This window comes from Microbacterium lemovicicum (genome assembly GCF_003991875.1).
GTDB classification, from domain to species: domain Bacteria; phylum Actinomycetota; class Actinomycetes; order Actinomycetales; family Microbacteriaceae; genus Microbacterium; species Microbacterium lemovicicum.
In genome coordinates this window covers 435,153-451,374 of record NZ_CP031423.1, presented here as the reverse complement: position 1 = coordinate 451,374, position 16,222 = coordinate 435,153, and the positions used below count along the sequence as shown (strand labels likewise).

Annotated in this window: 12 protein-coding genes; 1 reads left to right on the top strand and 11 read right to left on the bottom strand. The window is 70.6% G+C overall.

Going from position 1 to position 16,222, the window contains the following annotated elements; translation table 11 throughout:
• Window positions 1–120: 120 nt before the first annotated feature.
• Genes CVS47_RS02090 through CVS47_RS02080 form a run of 3 tightly spaced genes read right to left on the bottom strand, consistent with a single transcriptional unit; the run spans window position 121 to window position 2,360 of the window.
• Window positions 121–783, bottom strand: coding sequence for a spermidine/putrescine ABC transporter substrate-binding protein (locus CVS47_RS02090; RefSeq protein ID WP_127094602.1), 663 nt, complete (start codon window positions 781–783; stop codon window positions 121–123).
• 52 nt (window positions 784–835) lie between these two features.
• A complete protein-coding gene (locus CVS47_RS02085) occupies window positions 836–1,321 on the bottom strand; it encodes a hypothetical protein (protein WP_241240244.1) in 486 nt (161 codons plus the stop codon).
• Between the two features lies 1 nt (window position 1,322).
• Entirely contained in the window at window positions 1,323–2,360 is a 1,038-nt protein-coding gene (locus CVS47_RS02080) for an ABC transporter (RefSeq protein ID WP_127094601.1), read from the bottom strand.
• Window positions 2,361–2,543: 183 nt separating this feature from the next.
• Here CVS47_RS02080 and CVS47_RS02075 point away from each other — a divergent pair, with 183 nt between their 5' ends.
• A complete protein-coding gene (locus CVS47_RS02075; RefSeq protein ID WP_127094600.1) occupies window positions 2,544–3,149 on the top strand; it encodes a hypothetical protein in 606 nt (201 codons plus the stop codon).
• Between the two features lie 6 nt (window positions 3,150–3,155).
• On the opposite strand, the gene CVS47_RS02070 is transcribed toward CVS47_RS02075, so the two are convergent.
• The 8 genes from CVS47_RS02070 to CVS47_RS02035 form a co-directional block, all read right to left on the bottom strand.
• Window positions 3,156–3,767, bottom strand: a complete 612-nt coding sequence (locus CVS47_RS02070) for a hypothetical protein (RefSeq protein WP_127094599.1) — start codon at window positions 3,765–3,767, stop codon at window positions 3,156–3,158.
• A 125-nt stretch (window positions 3,768–3,892) separates the two neighbouring features.
• Window positions 3,893–7,783 carry a DNA-directed RNA polymerase subunit beta' gene (locus CVS47_RS02065; RefSeq protein ID WP_127094598.1) on the bottom strand — a complete coding sequence of 1,297 codons (3,891 nt, stop codon included), beginning with the start codon at window positions 7,781–7,783 and terminating at the stop codon, window positions 3,893–3,895.
• A 46-nt stretch (window positions 7,784–7,829) separates the two neighbouring features.
• Complete coding sequence (rpoB, locus tag CVS47_RS02060; RefSeq protein WP_127094597.1) at window positions 7,830–11,330, bottom strand: DNA-directed RNA polymerase subunit beta; 3,501 nt, start codon at window positions 11,328–11,330, stop codon at window positions 7,830–7,832.
• Between the two features lie 276 nt (window positions 11,331–11,606).
• The gene (locus CVS47_RS02055) at window positions 11,607–12,602 is read right to left on the bottom strand and encodes a 5-oxoprolinase subunit C family protein (RefSeq protein ID WP_241240243.1); all 996 of its coding nucleotides are present in this window, start codon (window positions 12,600–12,602) and stop codon (window positions 11,607–11,609) included.
• Window positions 12,599–13,249 (bottom strand): 5-oxoprolinase subunit B family protein, encoded by a 651-nt coding sequence (locus CVS47_RS02050; protein ID WP_241240242.1) that lies wholly within the window; start codon window positions 13,247–13,249, stop codon window positions 12,599–12,601. Before CVS47_RS02050 ends, CVS47_RS02055 begins: the two co-directional genes overlap by 4 nt.
• Complete coding sequence (gene pxpA, locus CVS47_RS02045; RefSeq protein ID WP_127094596.1) at window positions 13,243–14,001, bottom strand: 5-oxoprolinase subunit PxpA; 759 nt, start codon at window positions 13,999–14,001, stop codon at window positions 13,243–13,245. Before pxpA ends, CVS47_RS02050 begins: the two co-directional genes overlap by 7 nt.
• 80 nt (window positions 14,002–14,081) lie before the next feature.
• Window positions 14,082–15,503 carry a DHA2 family efflux MFS transporter permease subunit gene (locus CVS47_RS02040; RefSeq protein WP_127094595.1) on the bottom strand — a complete coding sequence of 474 codons (1,422 nt, stop codon included), beginning with the start codon at window positions 15,501–15,503 and terminating at the stop codon, window positions 14,082–14,084.
• Window positions 15,504–15,605: 102 nt separating this feature from the next.
• Window positions 15,606–16,163 carry a TetR/AcrR family transcriptional regulator gene (locus CVS47_RS02035; RefSeq protein WP_127094594.1) on the bottom strand — a complete coding sequence of 186 codons (558 nt, stop codon included), beginning with the start codon at window positions 16,161–16,163 and terminating at the stop codon, window positions 15,606–15,608.
• Window positions 16,164–16,222 lie beyond the last annotated feature (59 nt).

The window sequence follows — 16,222 nt, the reverse complement described above, 5'->3', positions numbered from 1 at the left end:
TCCGCAGCGGTGCGCGATTCCTTGCGGGGCTCGTGCATGGTAGCAAAGCCACCTCTGCGCACGGGCCGTGAGGGACGGATGCCGCGGCACACCCGTCGCGGCGGCTCCCCGGCCGACGTGTCAGCCTTCGCCGCGCTCCGGCTCCCGCGAATCGAACGGGGCGTCGAGCGACCGGGTCAGCTCCTCGAGCATCGCCTCGATCTGCGGCTCGACGTACTGGCCGATCGCGGCCTGGACGCGCAGGCGATGGTGCAGGAGGATCGCGCACACCTCCCGGCCGATCATGTTCGCGTAGTCGTCGGCGAGACCGACCTCCTGGCGCAGTGCGGCCTTGGCCTCGGGGGTGAGCGGCGGGAGGTCGGGGACGGTGGCGTCGGCCTCCTCGGCGAGTCCCGCGAGGGTGAACAGGAACGGCGCCTCCGGATTCGGCTCCGGATCCAGCGGCATGCCCTCGTACTCGGGCTCGAGCCCTTCGGCCGGGCGATAGCTGCGAGCGCGGTTGCGCGCCGCCTGCTGATCGAGCTCGGCCTGCAGCATGGGGAGGTTCAGCGCCGTGTACTCGGCGACGGCATGGTCGACGATCGTCTTGATCCGCGTGGACAGGCCGTGCTGCACGCCGTGCGGCACATCGGCCCCGAGTCCGGCGGCCGAGAGGATGGGCGAGCCGAAGCACCGGCGGCACGGTGCGACCCGTCCGCGGTGGGTGGACGGCTCCCAGCGGGGCAGCCAGCGCAGCCAGGCGTCGACCGCTTGGCTGACCTGCGTCTCGAGCGACCGCTCCACGGGCCTCAGGCTATCCGCCCTGACGGGGGATGCGGGGAGGCCGCGGCATCCGTCATTCGTCGTCCTCCGACTCCCACGGCCACCGCGGGCGTTCCGCGTGCGTGCGGACGAGGGCCAGCGCACCCCACGCGGCGGCACCGGCGGCGCCGGCGACCACTAGTCCGAACCAGGAAACGGCGACGCCGCCCGCCGCGGAGAAGGCCGCCGCGGCGTCCGCTCCGCTGAAGATCCCGCCGATCGCGATGCCGGCGACGTAGCCGAGGTAGGCGAGCACGGCCGAGACGCCGGCACCGCCGTACGACGGTCGCGTCGCACGCAGCCAGGGCCACACGCCCCCGGCGAAGCCGATCGCGGAGAGGATGGTGCCGATCACCCCCGGCACCTGCCCGAGCCCGGGGACGGCGATCACGTCCCGATCGAGCACGAGGCTCGTCATGCCGAGGCCGAAGATCACCAGCGCCACGTAGCCGGCCGCACCGAGGGCCAGTGCGACCGCCGGATGGACCGGTGTCGCGGACGGACCCTCGGGGCCGCTCACGTCAGGCGCGGACGAGCTGAGGACCCGCCTCGAGCGTGCGCTCGTACTCGCGCTGGGCCTCGTTGTTGAGCTCGGTCATGCGCTTACCGCGCGAGGACACCCAGGCGCCGAACCAGATGGTCAGCTCACGGCCGAGGACGAACGCGACGATCGCGAGCGGGGCCAGCAGCTGGTCCTGCACGATCTGGTTGCCCTGCGATGCGGTGAGCGTCCAGAACGGAGCCTGGAAGAGCTGCCCGAGGATGTGGCCGACGTAGCTGACGACGCCCACGAGGATGCCCAGGATCACCCAGAGGCCCCAGCGTCCGCGGTTGATGATCGCCCCGAGGAACCAGAAGCCGATGAAGAACACGGCGACGGGCACCCAGAAGTCGGCGCGCGTGAGCGGGCTCAGCGCCGCGCTGCCGAGGTCGGCGGCCTTCACCTCGCCCGTGATGTACCCGAATCCGAGCCAGGCGGCCAGGTAGAGCGCGGCGAAGACGAGGGCCGCGAGCAGGCCGATGGCGCCGGCGGCGCCGCGGTTGCCGCGCGGGCGCGGCTGCTCGGGCGCCTGCACGAAGATCGGCTGCGGAGCGGACGGCGACGGGGAGACCGGCTCGGGCGTGCGATCGGCGGCTCCTGCGGCGACGGGCGCCACGGCGACGGTCGGGGCGTCGGCGACGTCACGGGCGGGCACGTCGTCGCGCGTGTCGACGCGGTGCGTGCGAGGCTCGGCCTCGACCGCCTCGTCGGCGTGCTGCGCGTACATCGGGTCGAGGTCGTCGGAGTCGTCCCACCGTCCGCTCGGTGCGGACGTGGCTGCCGGAGCGCCGTGCTCGGCGGGGGTGCGATCGGCGTCGGACTCGGCGCGGGACGCGTTCAGCTCGTCGTCGTGGACGGCGTCACGCTGGGCGGCTTCGCGCTCCAGGGTGTCGCGGTCGGCCGCGTCGCGCCGTGCCGCCTCCGCGTCGGCGAGCCCCTCGTGCGCTCGTCCGACGACGTCGTCGACGTCCCTGGGCTCCTCGACCGGTTCGCCGTATGTCGCTCTGGGGTCACTCATGGGATGCTGCTCCTCACGCCGCGGGCCGAATCCCGCAGGGCGAGGCTACCGCGGGGTCTCTCTCCGTCCCGGCAGGCGTGCCGCCGTGTGTCGAGCCCGCGTCTCACGGCGCGTCGAGCCGCGCAGGCGGCCGTCGGCGCGGCTCGGCCGGTCGCGGACGTCCCGGCCTCTAGGGTGAGCGCCATGGGTCTTCCAGCTGCGCGGGCGGTGGCCGCGGCATCCGCTCTCCTCCTCGCGGTGCTCCTGCCCGGCTGCGTCGCGGAGCCGGGCACCGGGCCGGCGGGAGTTCCGGGCACCGTGACCGTCGCCCCGACCTCGCCGGCGCCCTCGGCCTCCCCGGTCGCGACCCCCTCGGCGACGCCGACCGCCCGGGTGGTGTCGGTGCCGGACGACTGCCGGGGGATGCTGTCGGAGTCCGTCCTGGCGCAGCTCGAGGGCACGCCGCTCAACGATCCCGCCATGGGCCCGTCGGGGACGCAGACCGACGGCTCGCTGATCTGCATCTGGCGGAACCCCTCCGCCGACACGACGGGCCTGGTCACCACCGTCTCGCGGGTGGATCGCGGCCCTGCTCTGGACTCGCTGAACGACCTCGCGACCACGCAGGGCTTCTCCTGCTACACCCCCGACGGCGGCACGCGCTGCGAGAAGACGTGGCAGAACACGCAGTATCCGGTGCAGGACGGGCGGACCCTGTTCTACCGCGACGGCATCCTCATCGACACGATGTGGTCGAACCTCGCGCCGAGCGGCTACACCGACAGCGTGATCGCCCACATCTTCGGGTGAGTGCCCTCAGCCCCAGACGTGCGTGGCGACGCGGGCGGAGTAGTCGGCCGGATGCCACGCCGTCTCGACGGTCGTGATCCACAGGCCGTCGCGCAGCATGCTCTCGGTCATGACAGAGCCGTCGGTGCGGGTGCACCGCAGGTCGGCGGCCTCGTCGCAGCGGTAGCCGGCAGCCGTCAGCGACGCCTTCGCAGTCGTGGCGGTCTCGGCCCCCACGGCGGAGAGGGTGGTGGAGATCGAGCGCCCTCCTCCGGTGGTCCACGTGCAGGTGACGCGCACGTCGGGGCGCACCGCGTCCATGAGGGCCTGGTCGACACCGGCCGGGGCTGCCGCCGTCTGCGACAGCAGCACCTTCGGCGTCCAGACGAGCTCCGACCACAGGTCGTCGGGGTACAGCGCGCGGCAGTCCGAGCCCTCGACCGTGGCGAAGCTCTGGGCGGTCCCCTCTTCGACGGCGGGCGGCGGCAGATGCGTGGCGTTGTAGGCCATGTCGCCCACCCACGAGACGGCGTGCGGGACCATCGGGACGGCGAGGTACGCGAGCGTGCCGACGACGCCGGCGCACAGCATCCCCGCCGGAATCGCGATCCACAGATTGCGTCCACCGATGCGAGCCACGATCCCCTCCCCTCACCACGCTAGACGGGCGGCGACGACGCGCCGACAGCGGCGCGCGGGCGGGGACGCCGAAGGGCCCCGGCGTGAACCGGGGCCCTTCGGTGTCGATCAGCGGAGGCTGACGATCAGTTGTACGTTCCGGGCGTGAAGTCGTCCGTCGAGAAGCTGTCGAAGTCGACGTAGCTCAGGTCGGCGTCGCTGTAGGCGCCGTCCGAGGCGAAGATGCGGTTGGGGTACCGCTCGCTCTTGGCCTCCTCCGTCGCCTCGACGGTGACGTCGCGGTACCTCGCGAGTCCCGTTCCGGCGGGGATGAGCTTTCCGATGATGACGTTCTCCTTGAGGCCGAGGAGCGGGTCGCTCTTGCCCTCCATCGCGGCCTGCGTGAGCACGCGGGTCGTCTCCTGGAAGGAAGCGGCCGAGAGCCACGACTCGGTCGCGAGCGACGCCTTCGTGATACCCATCAGCTCGGGACGACCCGACGCGGGACGCTTGCCCTCGCCGACCGCCTCGCGGTTGATCTGCTGGTACTTCTTGAAGTCCACCAGCTCACCCGGGAGAAGCGTCGTGTCGGCGTGGTCGACGACCGTCACCTTGCGGAGCATCTGGCGGACGATGACCTCGATGTGCTTGTCGTGGATCGGCACACCCTGCGAGCGGTAGACGCCCTGCACGCCGTTGACGAGGTAGCGCTGCACCTCGCGGGCGCCCATGACGCGCATGACCTCCTTGGGGTCGAGCGTGCCCACCAGGATCGGCTGACCGACCGTGACGCGCTGCCCGTCCTCGACGAGGAGGGTCGCACGACGCAGCACCGGGTAGACGATCGGCTCGTCGCCGTTGTCGGGCGTGAGGATGACCTTCTTGGCCTTATCGGTCTCGTCGATCGTGATGCGACCGTCGGACTCGGCGATCGGGGACGCACCCTTGGGGGTGCGCGCCTCGAACAGCTCCTGCACGCGCGGCAGACCCTGGGTGATGTCATCGGCCGAGGCCGACCCACCCGTGTGGAAGGTGCGCATGGTGAGCTGCGTGCCGGGCTCGCCGATCGACTGGGCGGCGATGATGCCGACCGCCTCGCCGATGTCGACGATCTTGCCGGTCGCGAGCGACCGACCGTAGCACTGCGCGCAGACGCCGACCGCGGAGTCGCAGGTCAGCACGGAGCGGACCTTGATGTTCTCCACGCCGGCCTCGACCAGACGGTTGATGAGCACGTCGCCCACGTCGTCGCCTGCGGCGGCCAGCACCTCACCGGAGGGGCTGACGACCTCGGACGCGAGCGTCCGGGCGAACACCGAGTTCTCCACGTTCGCATCCCTGACCAGCGCGCCGTCGGCGCCCAGGGCTGCGATGGGCAGCTCCAGACCCTTGGACGTGCCGCAGTCCTCCTCGCGGATGATGACATCCTGCGAGACGTCGACGAGTCGACGCGTGAGGTAGCCCGAGTCGGCGGTACGGAGGGCCGTGTCGGCCAGACCCTTGCGGGCACCGTGCGTCGCGATGAAGTACTCCGCCACCGACAGACCCTCGCGGTACGAGGAGATGATCGGACGGGGGATGATCTCACCCTTGGGGTTGTTCACGAGGCCGCGCATACCGGCGATGTTCCGGATCTGCAGCCAGTTACCACGAGCACCCGACGACACCATGCGGTTGATGGTGTTGTCCTCGGGGAAGTTGTCGCGCATGGCCTTCTGCACGGCATCCGTCGCCTCGGTCCAGATCTTGATGAGCTCCTGACGACGCTCGGCGTCGGTGGTGAGACCCTTCTCGAACTGACCCTGGACCTTCGCGGCCTGCTTCTCGTAGCCCGCGACGATCTCGCCCTTGTTGGGGGGCGTGAGGATGTCGGACAGCGCCACTGTGACACCCGAACGGGTGGCCCAGTAGAAGCCGGCGTCCTTGATCCGGTCGAGCGATGCGGCGACCTCGACCTTCGGGTACTCCTCGGCGAGCTTGTTGACGATCTGCGACAGCTTGCCCTTGTCGGCCTGCTCGCGGACGAACGGGTAGCCCTTGGGGAGGGTGTCGTTGAAGATCGCCTGTCCGAGCGAGGTCTCCACGAGGCCGTTGCGCTCGTACGCCTCGATGGTCTCGGGGGTCTCGCCCTCCGACTCGAGGAACGACAGTCCGGGGATGCGGATGCGGACCTTGGCCTGCAGGTCGAGGGTTCCCTCGTCCTTGGCCAGGATCGCCTCTCCCACCGAGCCGAACACGCGACCTTCGCCGGCCGCACCCTGCTTGACCGTGGTCAGGTGGTGCAGACCGATGATCATGTCCTGCGAGGGCAGGGTGACCGGACGGCCGTCGGACGGCTTGAGGATGTTGTTCGACGCCAGCATGAGGATGCGGGCCTCGGCCTGCGCCTCCACCGACAGCGGGAGGTGGACGGCCATCTGGTCGCCGTCGAAGTCCGCGTTGAACGCGGCGCAGACGAGCGGGTGCAGCTGGATCGCCTTGCCCTCCACGAGCTGGGGCTCGAAGGCCTGGATGCCGAGGCGGTGCAGCGTGGGCGCACGGTTCAGCAGAACCGGGCGCTCGCGGATGATCTCCTCGAGCACGTCCCAGACCTCGGGACGCGTGCGCTCGACGGCGCGCTTGGCGGCCTTGATGTTCTGCGAGTGACCGAGGTCGATCAGGCGCTTGATCACGAACGGCTTGAACAGCTCCAGGGCCATCTGCTTGGGCAGACCGCACTGGTGCAGCTTGAGCTGGGGTCCGACGATGATGACCGAACGACCCGAGTAGTCCACGCGCTTGCCGAGCAGGTTCTGGCGGAAGCGACCCTGCTTTCCCTTGAGCATGTCGCTCAGGGACTTGAGGGCCCGGTTGCCGGTACCCGTGACGGGGCGGCCGCGGCGGCCGTTGTCGAACAGTGCGTCGACGGCCTCCTGCAGCATCCGCTTCTCGTTGTTGACGATGATCTCGGGGGCACCGAGGTCGATCAGGCGACGGAGGCGGTTGTTGCGGTTGATCACGCGACGGTAGAGGTCGTTCAGGTCGGAGGTCGCGAAGCGGCCACCGTCCAGCTGCACCATCGGGCGCAGCTCCGGCGGGATGACCGGGACGACGTCCAGGACCATCGATGCCGGGCTCATGCCGGTCTGCAGGAACGAGTTGACGACCTTCAGGCGCTTGATCGCACGGATCTTGCGCTGGCCCTTGCCCTCGGAGATCTGCAGGTGCAGGTCGTCCGACTCCTGGGCGAGGTCGAAGGCGAGCAGGCGGCGCTTGATCGACTCGGCGCCCATGTGGGCCTCGAAGTACTGACCGAAGCGGTCCTGGAGCTCGTGGAAGATCTCGTCTTCGCCCTTGAGGTCGCCGACGGACAGGGTGCGGAAGTCCTCCCACACCTTCTCCAGGCGGGTGATCTGGTCGTCCGCGCTCTTGCGTGCGGAAGCCATCTCCTTCTCGGCGGCGTCCTTGGCCTTCTTCTTCTGGTCGGCCTTGGCACCCTCCTCCTCGAGCGCGGCGAGCTCCTCCTCCAGCTTCTGGAGGCGAGCGGCGATGCGCGCGTCGCGGCGGTCCGCGAGCGTCTTCAGCTCGAGGCGGATGTTGTTCTCCTGCGTGGGGAGGTCGCGGTGACGCGCCTCCTCGTCGACGGAGATCACCATGTAGGCGGCGAAGTAGATGACCTTCTCGAGGTCCTTGGGCGCCATGTCCAGCAGGTACCCGAGGCGCGACGGGACGCCCTTGAAGTACCAGATGTGGGTGACGGGCGCCGCGAGCTCGATGTGGCCCATGCGCTCACGACGGACGGAGGACTTGGTGACCTCCACGCCGCAGCGCTCGCAGACGATGCCCTTGAAGCGGACGCGCTTGTACTTGCCGCACGCGCACTCCCAGTCGCGCGAAGGTCCGAAGATCTGCTCTCCGAAGAGGCCGTCCTTCTCGGGCTTCAGCGTGCGGTAGTTGATGGTCTCGGGCTTCTTGACCTCGCCGTAGGACCAACGACGGATGTCGTCAGCCGTGGCCAGGCCGATGCGCAGCTGGTCGAAAGTAGTCGATTCGAGCACTAGTTCTCAGTTCTCCTGTGTGGGAATTCTGTCGCTGTGGGCCGGGTCAGATCTCGTCGATGGACGAGGACTCGAAGCGGCTGGAGATGTTGATGCCGAGTTCCTCGGCAGCGCGGAAGGCGTCGTCGTCGGTGTCGCGGAGGTTGACAGCCGTGCCGTCGGCCGAGAGGACCTCGACGTTCAGGCAGAGCGACTGCATCTCCTTCATGAGCACCTTGAAGGACTCGGGGATGCCGGGCTCCTGGATGTTCTCGCCCTTGACGATCGCCTCGTAGACCTTCACGCGGCCGAGGATGTCGTCGGACTTGATCGTCAGGAGCTCCTGGAGCGCGTATGCGGCGCCGTAGGCCTCGAGGGCCCACACCTCCATCTCGCCGAAGCGCTGACCGCCGAACTGCGCCTTACCACCGAGCGGCTGCTGGGTGATCATCGAGTACGGACCGGTCGAACGGGCGTGGATCTTGTCGTCGACCAGGTGGTGCAGCTTCAGGATGTACATGTAGCCGACCGAGATCGGTGCCGGGAACGGCTCGCCGGAGCGGCCGTCGAACAGCAGCGTCTTGCCCGTGGAGTCGATCAGCCGGTCGCCGTCGCGGTTCGGGATCGTGGAGTCGAGCAGACCCGCGATCTCGTCCTCGAAGGCGCCGTCGAACACCGGGGTCGCGACCTTGGTGCCGGCCGGGGCCTCGAACGCCTGCTCGGGCAGCTTCGCCGCCCACTCCGGAGTGCCTTCGACCTTCCAGCCCTGCTTGGCGATCCACCCGAGGTGGAGCTCCAGCACCTGGCCGAAGTTCATGCGACCGGGGATTCCGAGCGGGTTGAGGATGACGTCGACGGGGGTGCCGTCCGCGAGGAAGGGCATGTCCTCGATGGGGAGGATCTTCGCGATGACGCCCTTGTTGCCGTGGCGTCCGGCGAGCTTGTCGCCCTCGGTGATCTTGCGCTTCTGGGCGATGTAGACCACGACGCGACGGTTGACGCCCGAGCCGAGCTCGTCGTCGCCGTCCTCGGCGTTGAACTCCTTGACCGCGATGATCGTGCCCTGCTCGCCGTGAGGCACCTTCAGGGACGTGTCGCGCACCTCGCGGCTCTTCTCGTTGAAGATCGCGCGGAGCAGGCGCTCCTCGGCCGACAGCTCGGTCTCGCCCTTCGGCGTGACCTTGCCGACGAGGATGTCGCCGGGGCGCACCTCGGCACCGATGCGGATGACACCGCGCTCGTCGAGGTCCTTCAGCAGGTCGGGGCTGACGTTGGGGAGGTCACGGGTGATCTCCTCCTTGCCGAGCTTGGTGTCGCGGGCGTCGACCTCGTACTCCTCGATGTGGATCGAGGAGAGGGTGTCGTCCTTCACCAGGTTCTGGCTGAGGATGATCGCGTCCTCGAAGTTGTGGCCCTCCCAGGTCATGAACGCGACGAGGAGGTTCTTGCCGAGCGCGAGCTCGCCGTTCTCCGTCGCGGGACCATCGGCGATGACCTCGCCCTTCTCGACGCGGTCGCCGGCCGAGACCACGACGCGCTGGTTGTAGCTCGTGCCCTGGTTGGAGCGGTCGAACTTGCGCAGGAAGTAGTCCTGCGTGCCGCCCTCGTCGAGCTGGACGGTCACGACGTCGGCCGAGACCTCCAGGACCACACCGGGACGCTCGGCGGTGACGACGTCACCGGCGTCGACGGCCGCGTAGCCCTCCATACCGGTGCCGACGACCGGCGACTCGGAACGCAGGAGCGGAACGGCCTGACGCTGCATGTTCGCACCCATGAGGGCGCGGTTGGCGTCGTCGTGCTCGAGGAACGGGATGAGCGAGGTCGCCACCGACACCATCTGGCGCGGGGAGACGTCCATGTAGCCGATCTCCTCGGCGTGGAACAGGTCGACCTCGCCGCCGTTTCCGCGACGGGCGAGGACACGCTCGTCGGCGAAGCCGCCGTCGGCCTTCAGCGCGACACCGGCCTGGGCGACGATGTAGTCGTTCTCCTCGGACGCGGTGAGGTAGTCGATCTGGTCGCTGACCTTGCCGTCGACGACCTTGCGGTACGGCGTCTCGATGAACCCGAACGCGTTGATGCGCGCGAAGGAGGCGAGCGAGCCGATCAGGCCGATGTTCGGGCCTTCCGGGGTCTCGATGGGGCACATGCGGCCGTAGTGCGACGGGTGGACGTCGCGGACCTCGACGCCGGCACGCTCACGCGACAGACCGCCGGGGCCCAGGGCCGACAGGCGGCGCTTGTGGGTCAGACCCGCGAGCGGGTTGTTCTGGTCCATGAACTGCGACAGCTGCGACGTGCCGAAGAACTCCTTGATCGCGGCGACGACGGGGCGCACGTTGATCAGGGTCTGCGGGGTGATCGCCTCGATGTCCTGCGTGGTCATGCGCTCGCGGACGACGCGCTCCATGCGGGACAGACCGGTGCGGACCTGGTTCTGGATGAGCTCGCCCACCGCGCGGATGCGACGGTTGCCGAAGTTGTCGATGTCGTCGGTGTCGAGGCGGATCTCGGCCGCCTTGCCGCCGCGCAGACCGTCGAAGGTCGTGTCGCCGCGGTGCAGGCGCACCAGGTACTTGATCGTCGCCACGATGTCCTGGACGGTGAGCACCGACTCGGACAGCGGGGTGTCGAGGCCGAGCTTCTGGTTGATCTTGTAGCGACCCACCTTGGCCAGGTCGTAGCGCTTGGAGTTGAAGTAGAAGTTGTCCAGCAGCGCGCGGGCGGCCTCGGCGGCGACCTGCTCGCCCGGACGGAGCTTGCGGTAGATGTCGCGGAGCGCGTCCTCCTTGGAGAGGATCGTGTCCTTGCTCAGCGTCTCCTCGATGGAGTCGTAGCCGGCGAACTCCGCCATGATGTCCTCGGTCGTGAGGCCGAGGGCCTTGAGGAAGACGGTGACGGACTGCTTGCGCTTGCGGTCGATGCGCACGCCGACCTGGTCGCGCTTGTCGATCTCGAACTCGAGCCAGGCGCCACGGCTCGGGATGACGCGGGCCGAGACGATGTCCTTGTCGGAGGTCTTGTCGGGCGTCTTGTCGAAGTACACGCCGGGCGAGCGCACGAGCTGCGAGACCACGACGCGCTCGGTGCCGTTGATGATGAACGTGCCCTTGCCGGTCTGCAGGGGGAAGTCGCCCATGAAGACGGTCTGCGTCTTGATCTCACCGGTCTGGTGGTTCATGAACTCGGCCTCGACGTAGAGCGGGGCGGCGTACGTCTTGCCGCGCTCCTTGCACTCCTCGATGGAGTACTTCTCGGGCTCGAGGTAGGGGTTCGTGAACGAGAGCTGCATGGTCTCGCTCAGGTCCTCGATCGGCGAGATCTCCTCGAAGATCTCCTCGAGGCCGCTGATCTCGGGAACGTCGGTGCGACCGGCGGCCTTGGCCTCGGCGACGCGTTCCTTCCACGCATCGTTCGCGACGAGCCAGTCGAAGGACTCCGTCTGCAGGGCGAGGAGGTCGGGGACCTCCAGCGTGTCGGAGATCTTCGCGAACGACAGGCGCGATGCGCCGCGGCCGTTCTTGATGTTGGTGGTGGGGTTGGATGCGTTGGGCGCAGCAGCCAAGGGGATAACCTCCGAGAAGCCCGGGTCAGGGGCTCAAGTTCCTTGTGGTCAGGTGGAGTGCTCAGTCATCCCCGAAGCCTTCGCAGCGCGCGCCGCAATATGCACGGGGGAGCGAAGGCGCCGCCGACCACCATATGAGGGCAGGGGAATGGGAGCGCAAAGAACAACTATACGGCGGATGACGCGCCGTGTCCAGTCGGGTTCTTGACGACCTTCCGATCCTGCGGTATAACCGCGCGATCCCCGTGTTTCTGCGGACGGACGGCCGCCGGCGGCTCAGCGCGCGTGCCGGAAGCGGATGCCGGTGCCCGGCCGCACCTGCGCGAACAGGTCGAGCGCGGCATCCGCCACCACCGCGATCACCGGATAGCCGCCCGTCACGGGCCCGTCGGCCAGGAGGACCACCGGTCGCCCATCGGGGGGCACCTGGAGCGCGCCGGGCACCATCCCCTCGCTCGGGAGCTCGCCCGGCACGAGCCGCGGCAGAGGCGGTCCGTCGAGGCGCAGCCCGACGCGGTCGGCCTGTGCGCTCACCGTCCAGGTCCGCTCGAACAGCAGGCGGTGGGCCTCGTCCGTGAACCAGTCGGCCCGGGGGCCTGCGGCCAGCGCCACCTCGATGCCCTCGTCGTGCGGCGGCCCCCACGGCATGACCTCCGCCACGGGGATCGGGCCGGCGGCATCCCCGACGGCGACCACGTCCCCCGCCTGCAGCGGCGCCGGCCCGAGTCCGCCGAGCAGGTCGGCCGACCGGGAGCCGACCGAGAGCGGCACCTCGATGCCGCCGCGCACGGCGAGGTAGCCGCGCAGGCCCGCGGTGAAGGGCTCCCACGTGAGCTCCTCCCCCGTCGGCCACGGGTGCGCGGCGTAGGGGTCGACGTCGTGCCCGGCGATGCGCAGCCGTCCCCACGCGCCGGCGGCCGCGACCCAGAGGTCGGAGAGAGCCGTCGCAGCGAAGCCGCCGAGGGCGATCTCGAGGGCGGCAGCCCCCTCGTCGTTGCCGAGCAGGCGGTTCGCTGTGCGGAGGGCGCCGCGGTCGAGGGCGCCCGAGCGCGAGACGCCGAGCGACGCGAGCCCGCCGCGGCCCAGGTCCTGCACGGTCGTGAGCAGTCCCGGGGCGTCGATGCGGAGGACTCCCGCGGACGTTCCGGCGGGTCTGCGGGGCGACGCGCCGTCGAGCGGATGCCGCGGCCCGGCGTGTCCCGCGGACGGCGCGCCGGACTGTCCGGAATCGGCGGGCTCGGCGGCGGCCCGTCCGGCGTCGGGGGCGGTCACGGCTGCACCTCGCGGAAGCGCACCGGCGTCCCCGGTGCGAGCAGGGAGGGGGACGCGGCATCCGGATCGAACAGCGCCGCCGTGTCGACCGGGTCGAGGGTGCCGAGGAGGCGCCAGCCGCCCGGGGTGTCGCGCGGGTAGGCGCCGGTGAAGCCGGCGGCGAGTCCCACCGCGCCGGCCGGCACCCAGGTGCGCGGGCTGTCGAGCCGCGGGACGTCGTGGGGCCAGTCCCGGGCGACGAGATAGCCGAACCCGGGAGCGAATCCGGTGAAGGCGACCGTCCAGGCGGCATCGCGGTGGGCGCGGATCAGCGCGGCGCGATCGAGTCCGAGGAGGGCGGCCGTGCTGTCGAGATCGGGGCCGTCGTAGCGGATGCGCAGCCCGACCTCCGGGCCGGAGGCGACGTGCGCAGCGGGTGGGGGGTCGGCGGCGGCCACGCGCTCGACCCAGGAGCGGGCGGCGGCGAGCGGCAGCACGCGCGGGTCGAGGTCGACGAGCACCGTGCGCGCCGCCGGGACGAGATCGCGGACGCCGTCCGGTCGCGCGGCGTCCAGCCGCGCGCGCAGGTCGAGCACGGCGGCGAGGTCGTCCACTTCGACCAGCAGGGCGCGGTCGCCCATCGGCAGCACGCGCATGCCGGTCACCACGGCGCCCGCACCGCGATGCCGGCAGCGTCCAGAGCCGCCCGCACCGCGCGTGCCATCGCGACGGCGCCCGGGCTGTCGCCGTGCACGCACAGCGACAGCGCGTCCACCGTCAGGTCGGAGCCGTCGGCCGCGTCGACGACGCCGTCGCGCACGAGCCGCACCGCGCGGGCGGCGACGACATCTGCGTCATCGAGCAGCGCGCCGGGCCGGCCGCGCGGCACGAGCCCGCCGTCCGGGAGGTAGCCGCGATCGAGGAACGCCTCGCACACGAACCCGAGTCCCACGACCGCCGCCGCCCGCTCGATCTCCCCGCCGAGACCCAGGATCGGGATGCTGCGCCCCGCCTTCTCCGCGAGGTCGGCCACGGCGGCGGCCACGGCCGCCGCCTGCTCTGGGAGCGCCGACACGGCGTGATAGAGCGCGCCGTGCGGCTTGACGTACCGGATGTCCGCTCCGGCACCCGCGAGGGCGTCGAGCTGACGGGCGACCTCGGCGCGCAGCATCCCCGGATCCATGTCGTCGTGCGGGGTGCGCCCGAAGTCCGCCCTGTCGGCGTAGGACGGATGCGCGCCGACCGCGACGCCGAAACGTGCGGCCCGCTCGACGGAGACGCGCAGGGACACCGCGTCGCCGGCGTGCCCGCCGCACGCGATGCTGGCGCTGGAGATGAGCGCGAACATGGCCTCGTCGTCAGCGGTGGACACGCCGTCGACCGTCTCGCCGAGGTCGGCGTTGAGGTCGATGCCGGTCACGCCTTCACGCTAGCGGGCGGCGCACGGATGCGGCCGGGCGGTGGTGCCCACCCGGCCGCATGCCTCTCCCCTGCCCCGGGTCAGACCCGTCCGTCGCGCGCGCCGAGAGTGGCCGCCGCGGCGAGAAGTGCGATGAGCCCGGCGCCGACGAAGAGCCAGGAGAAGCCTCCGGTCAGGGCGTCGGCGCTGCTCGCTCCGGCACCGGCGAGGTCGTTCGTGCGCGTCGCCGCCAGGGCGGCCAGGGCCGCCAGGCCGAGCGCACCGCCGATCTGCTGGGCGGTGTTGACGAGTCCTCCCGCGAGGCCCGACTCCCTCTCGGCGACCCCGTCCATCGCGAGCTGCGTCGTGGCCACGAAGGCTCCGCCCAGACCCGCGCCGATGAGGAGCGTCGGCCCCAGGAGCTGAGCGACGAACACCGCGTCGGACGGCGCGGCGGCCAGCCAGAAGAGCCCGGCGCCGAGCACGACCAGGGAGCCGACGAGCGTGCGCTTCGCGCCGATCCGCCCGATGACCGCCGGCACTGCGCCGGCCGCGACGACCAGCGCCCCGGCGAGCGGAAGCTGGCTGAGGCCTGCGGCGAGCGCGTCGTAGCCGAGGACGGCCTGCATGTAGACCGAGAGGGCGAAGAAGAGGGCGACCGTCGCCGCGCCCACCAGCAGCATCACCACATTGCCGGTGCGGAGGTTGCGGTTGCGGAAGATCGCCAGCGGCACGAGCGGAGCGGGGCTCCGCCGTTCGACGACGACGAACAGGACGCCCAGCCCGATGCCGGCGACGGCGAGGCCGAGGGTGAGCGGATGAGCGAAGCCGAACCGCTCCGCCGCGGAGAGCGCGCCGACGACCGAGACCAGCGCGGCCGTGATGGTGACGGCTCCGGGGACGTCGAGGCGGGTCGACGCGGCGCGCACGTCGCGGCGGAGCAGCAGCGGGATCACGACGAGGACCAGCAGCCCGACAGGCACGTTGACGAAGAACACGGACTGCCAGCCGAGGGCGGCCGTCAGCACACCGCCGAGGAGCACGCCCGCCGCCGAGCCCATTCCGGCGACGGCGCCCCAGACGCCCAGCGCACGGGCGCGCTCGCGGGAGTCCGGGAAGATCTGCGACACGAGGGCCAGCGCGGCCGGCGCGAGGAGCGCGGCCGAGGCACCCTGGACGGCGCGCGCGGCGAGCAGCATGCCGCTCGAGGCCGACAGCCCGGCGAGTGCGGACGCGGCGACGAACCCGCCGACGCCGATCAGGAAGACGCGGCGATGACCGAACCGGTCGGCAAGACGACCGCCGAGCAGCAGGAGCCCGCCGAACGCCAGCACGTAGGCGGTGATCACCCAGGCGAGCGTCGCGGTGTCCATCTGCAGCTCCCTGCCGAGGACGGGGAGGGCGATGTTCACGATGGACGCATCGAGCACGACGAGGAACTGCGCGAGGGCCAGGGCGGTGAGGGCCCACCAGCGGCGGGTGCTGCGAGCGGGCGGCGCGCTGGTGATGGTGGGAGAAGACATGGCTTTCCTTTCGATGAAGGCGGATAATTTGGTGGCGCACGAGGTGAGTGTTTGCTCACTCACTAGAAGTCAGACGACTGCGGGGAGGCGGTGGTGTCGATGTCAGTGCCGGATGCCGGCGCTGATGATGCGGGCCCACTCGCCGGTCTCGTCGTCGGAGTGGGTGGTGGCGATGAGGTGGCACAGCTGACCGAAGGCGACGAAGCGCTGCACATCCTCATCCGGGGCTCCGGAGCGCTCCTTCGCGAACATCGTGATGCGGGCGAGACCGGCGCGGAGCGCGGCGCCGATCTCCGGGACGTCCGCGACCGCCAGCGCGTGCACCTGGAGGAGGAGCAGCGATCGGTCGGCGATGAGATCGGCGTAGGCCTCCCCCATCGCGGACAGCACCTCCGCCGGCGACTGGTCGGGCGCGGCGTCCGCTCCGAGCGCGAGCGCGTCCGACACCTGCGAGAAGCAGAGCTCGAGCGCGGAGGCGAAGAGCGTCTCCTTGCTCGGGAACAGCTTGAAGACGTATGCCGGCGAGATCTCGGCCGCGCGTGCGACGTCGGCCACCGTCGTGCCGTGATAGCCGCCTCGTGCGAAAGTACGCAGGGCTGCGGCGGTGACGATCGGTCGGCGCGCCTCTGCGGTCGAGAGTGCGATTCCGGATGAGGCCATATGAGTGACTGTACAGTCACTCACATGTCGAGCGCAAGCGATGACGGCCGGCCCGAAGC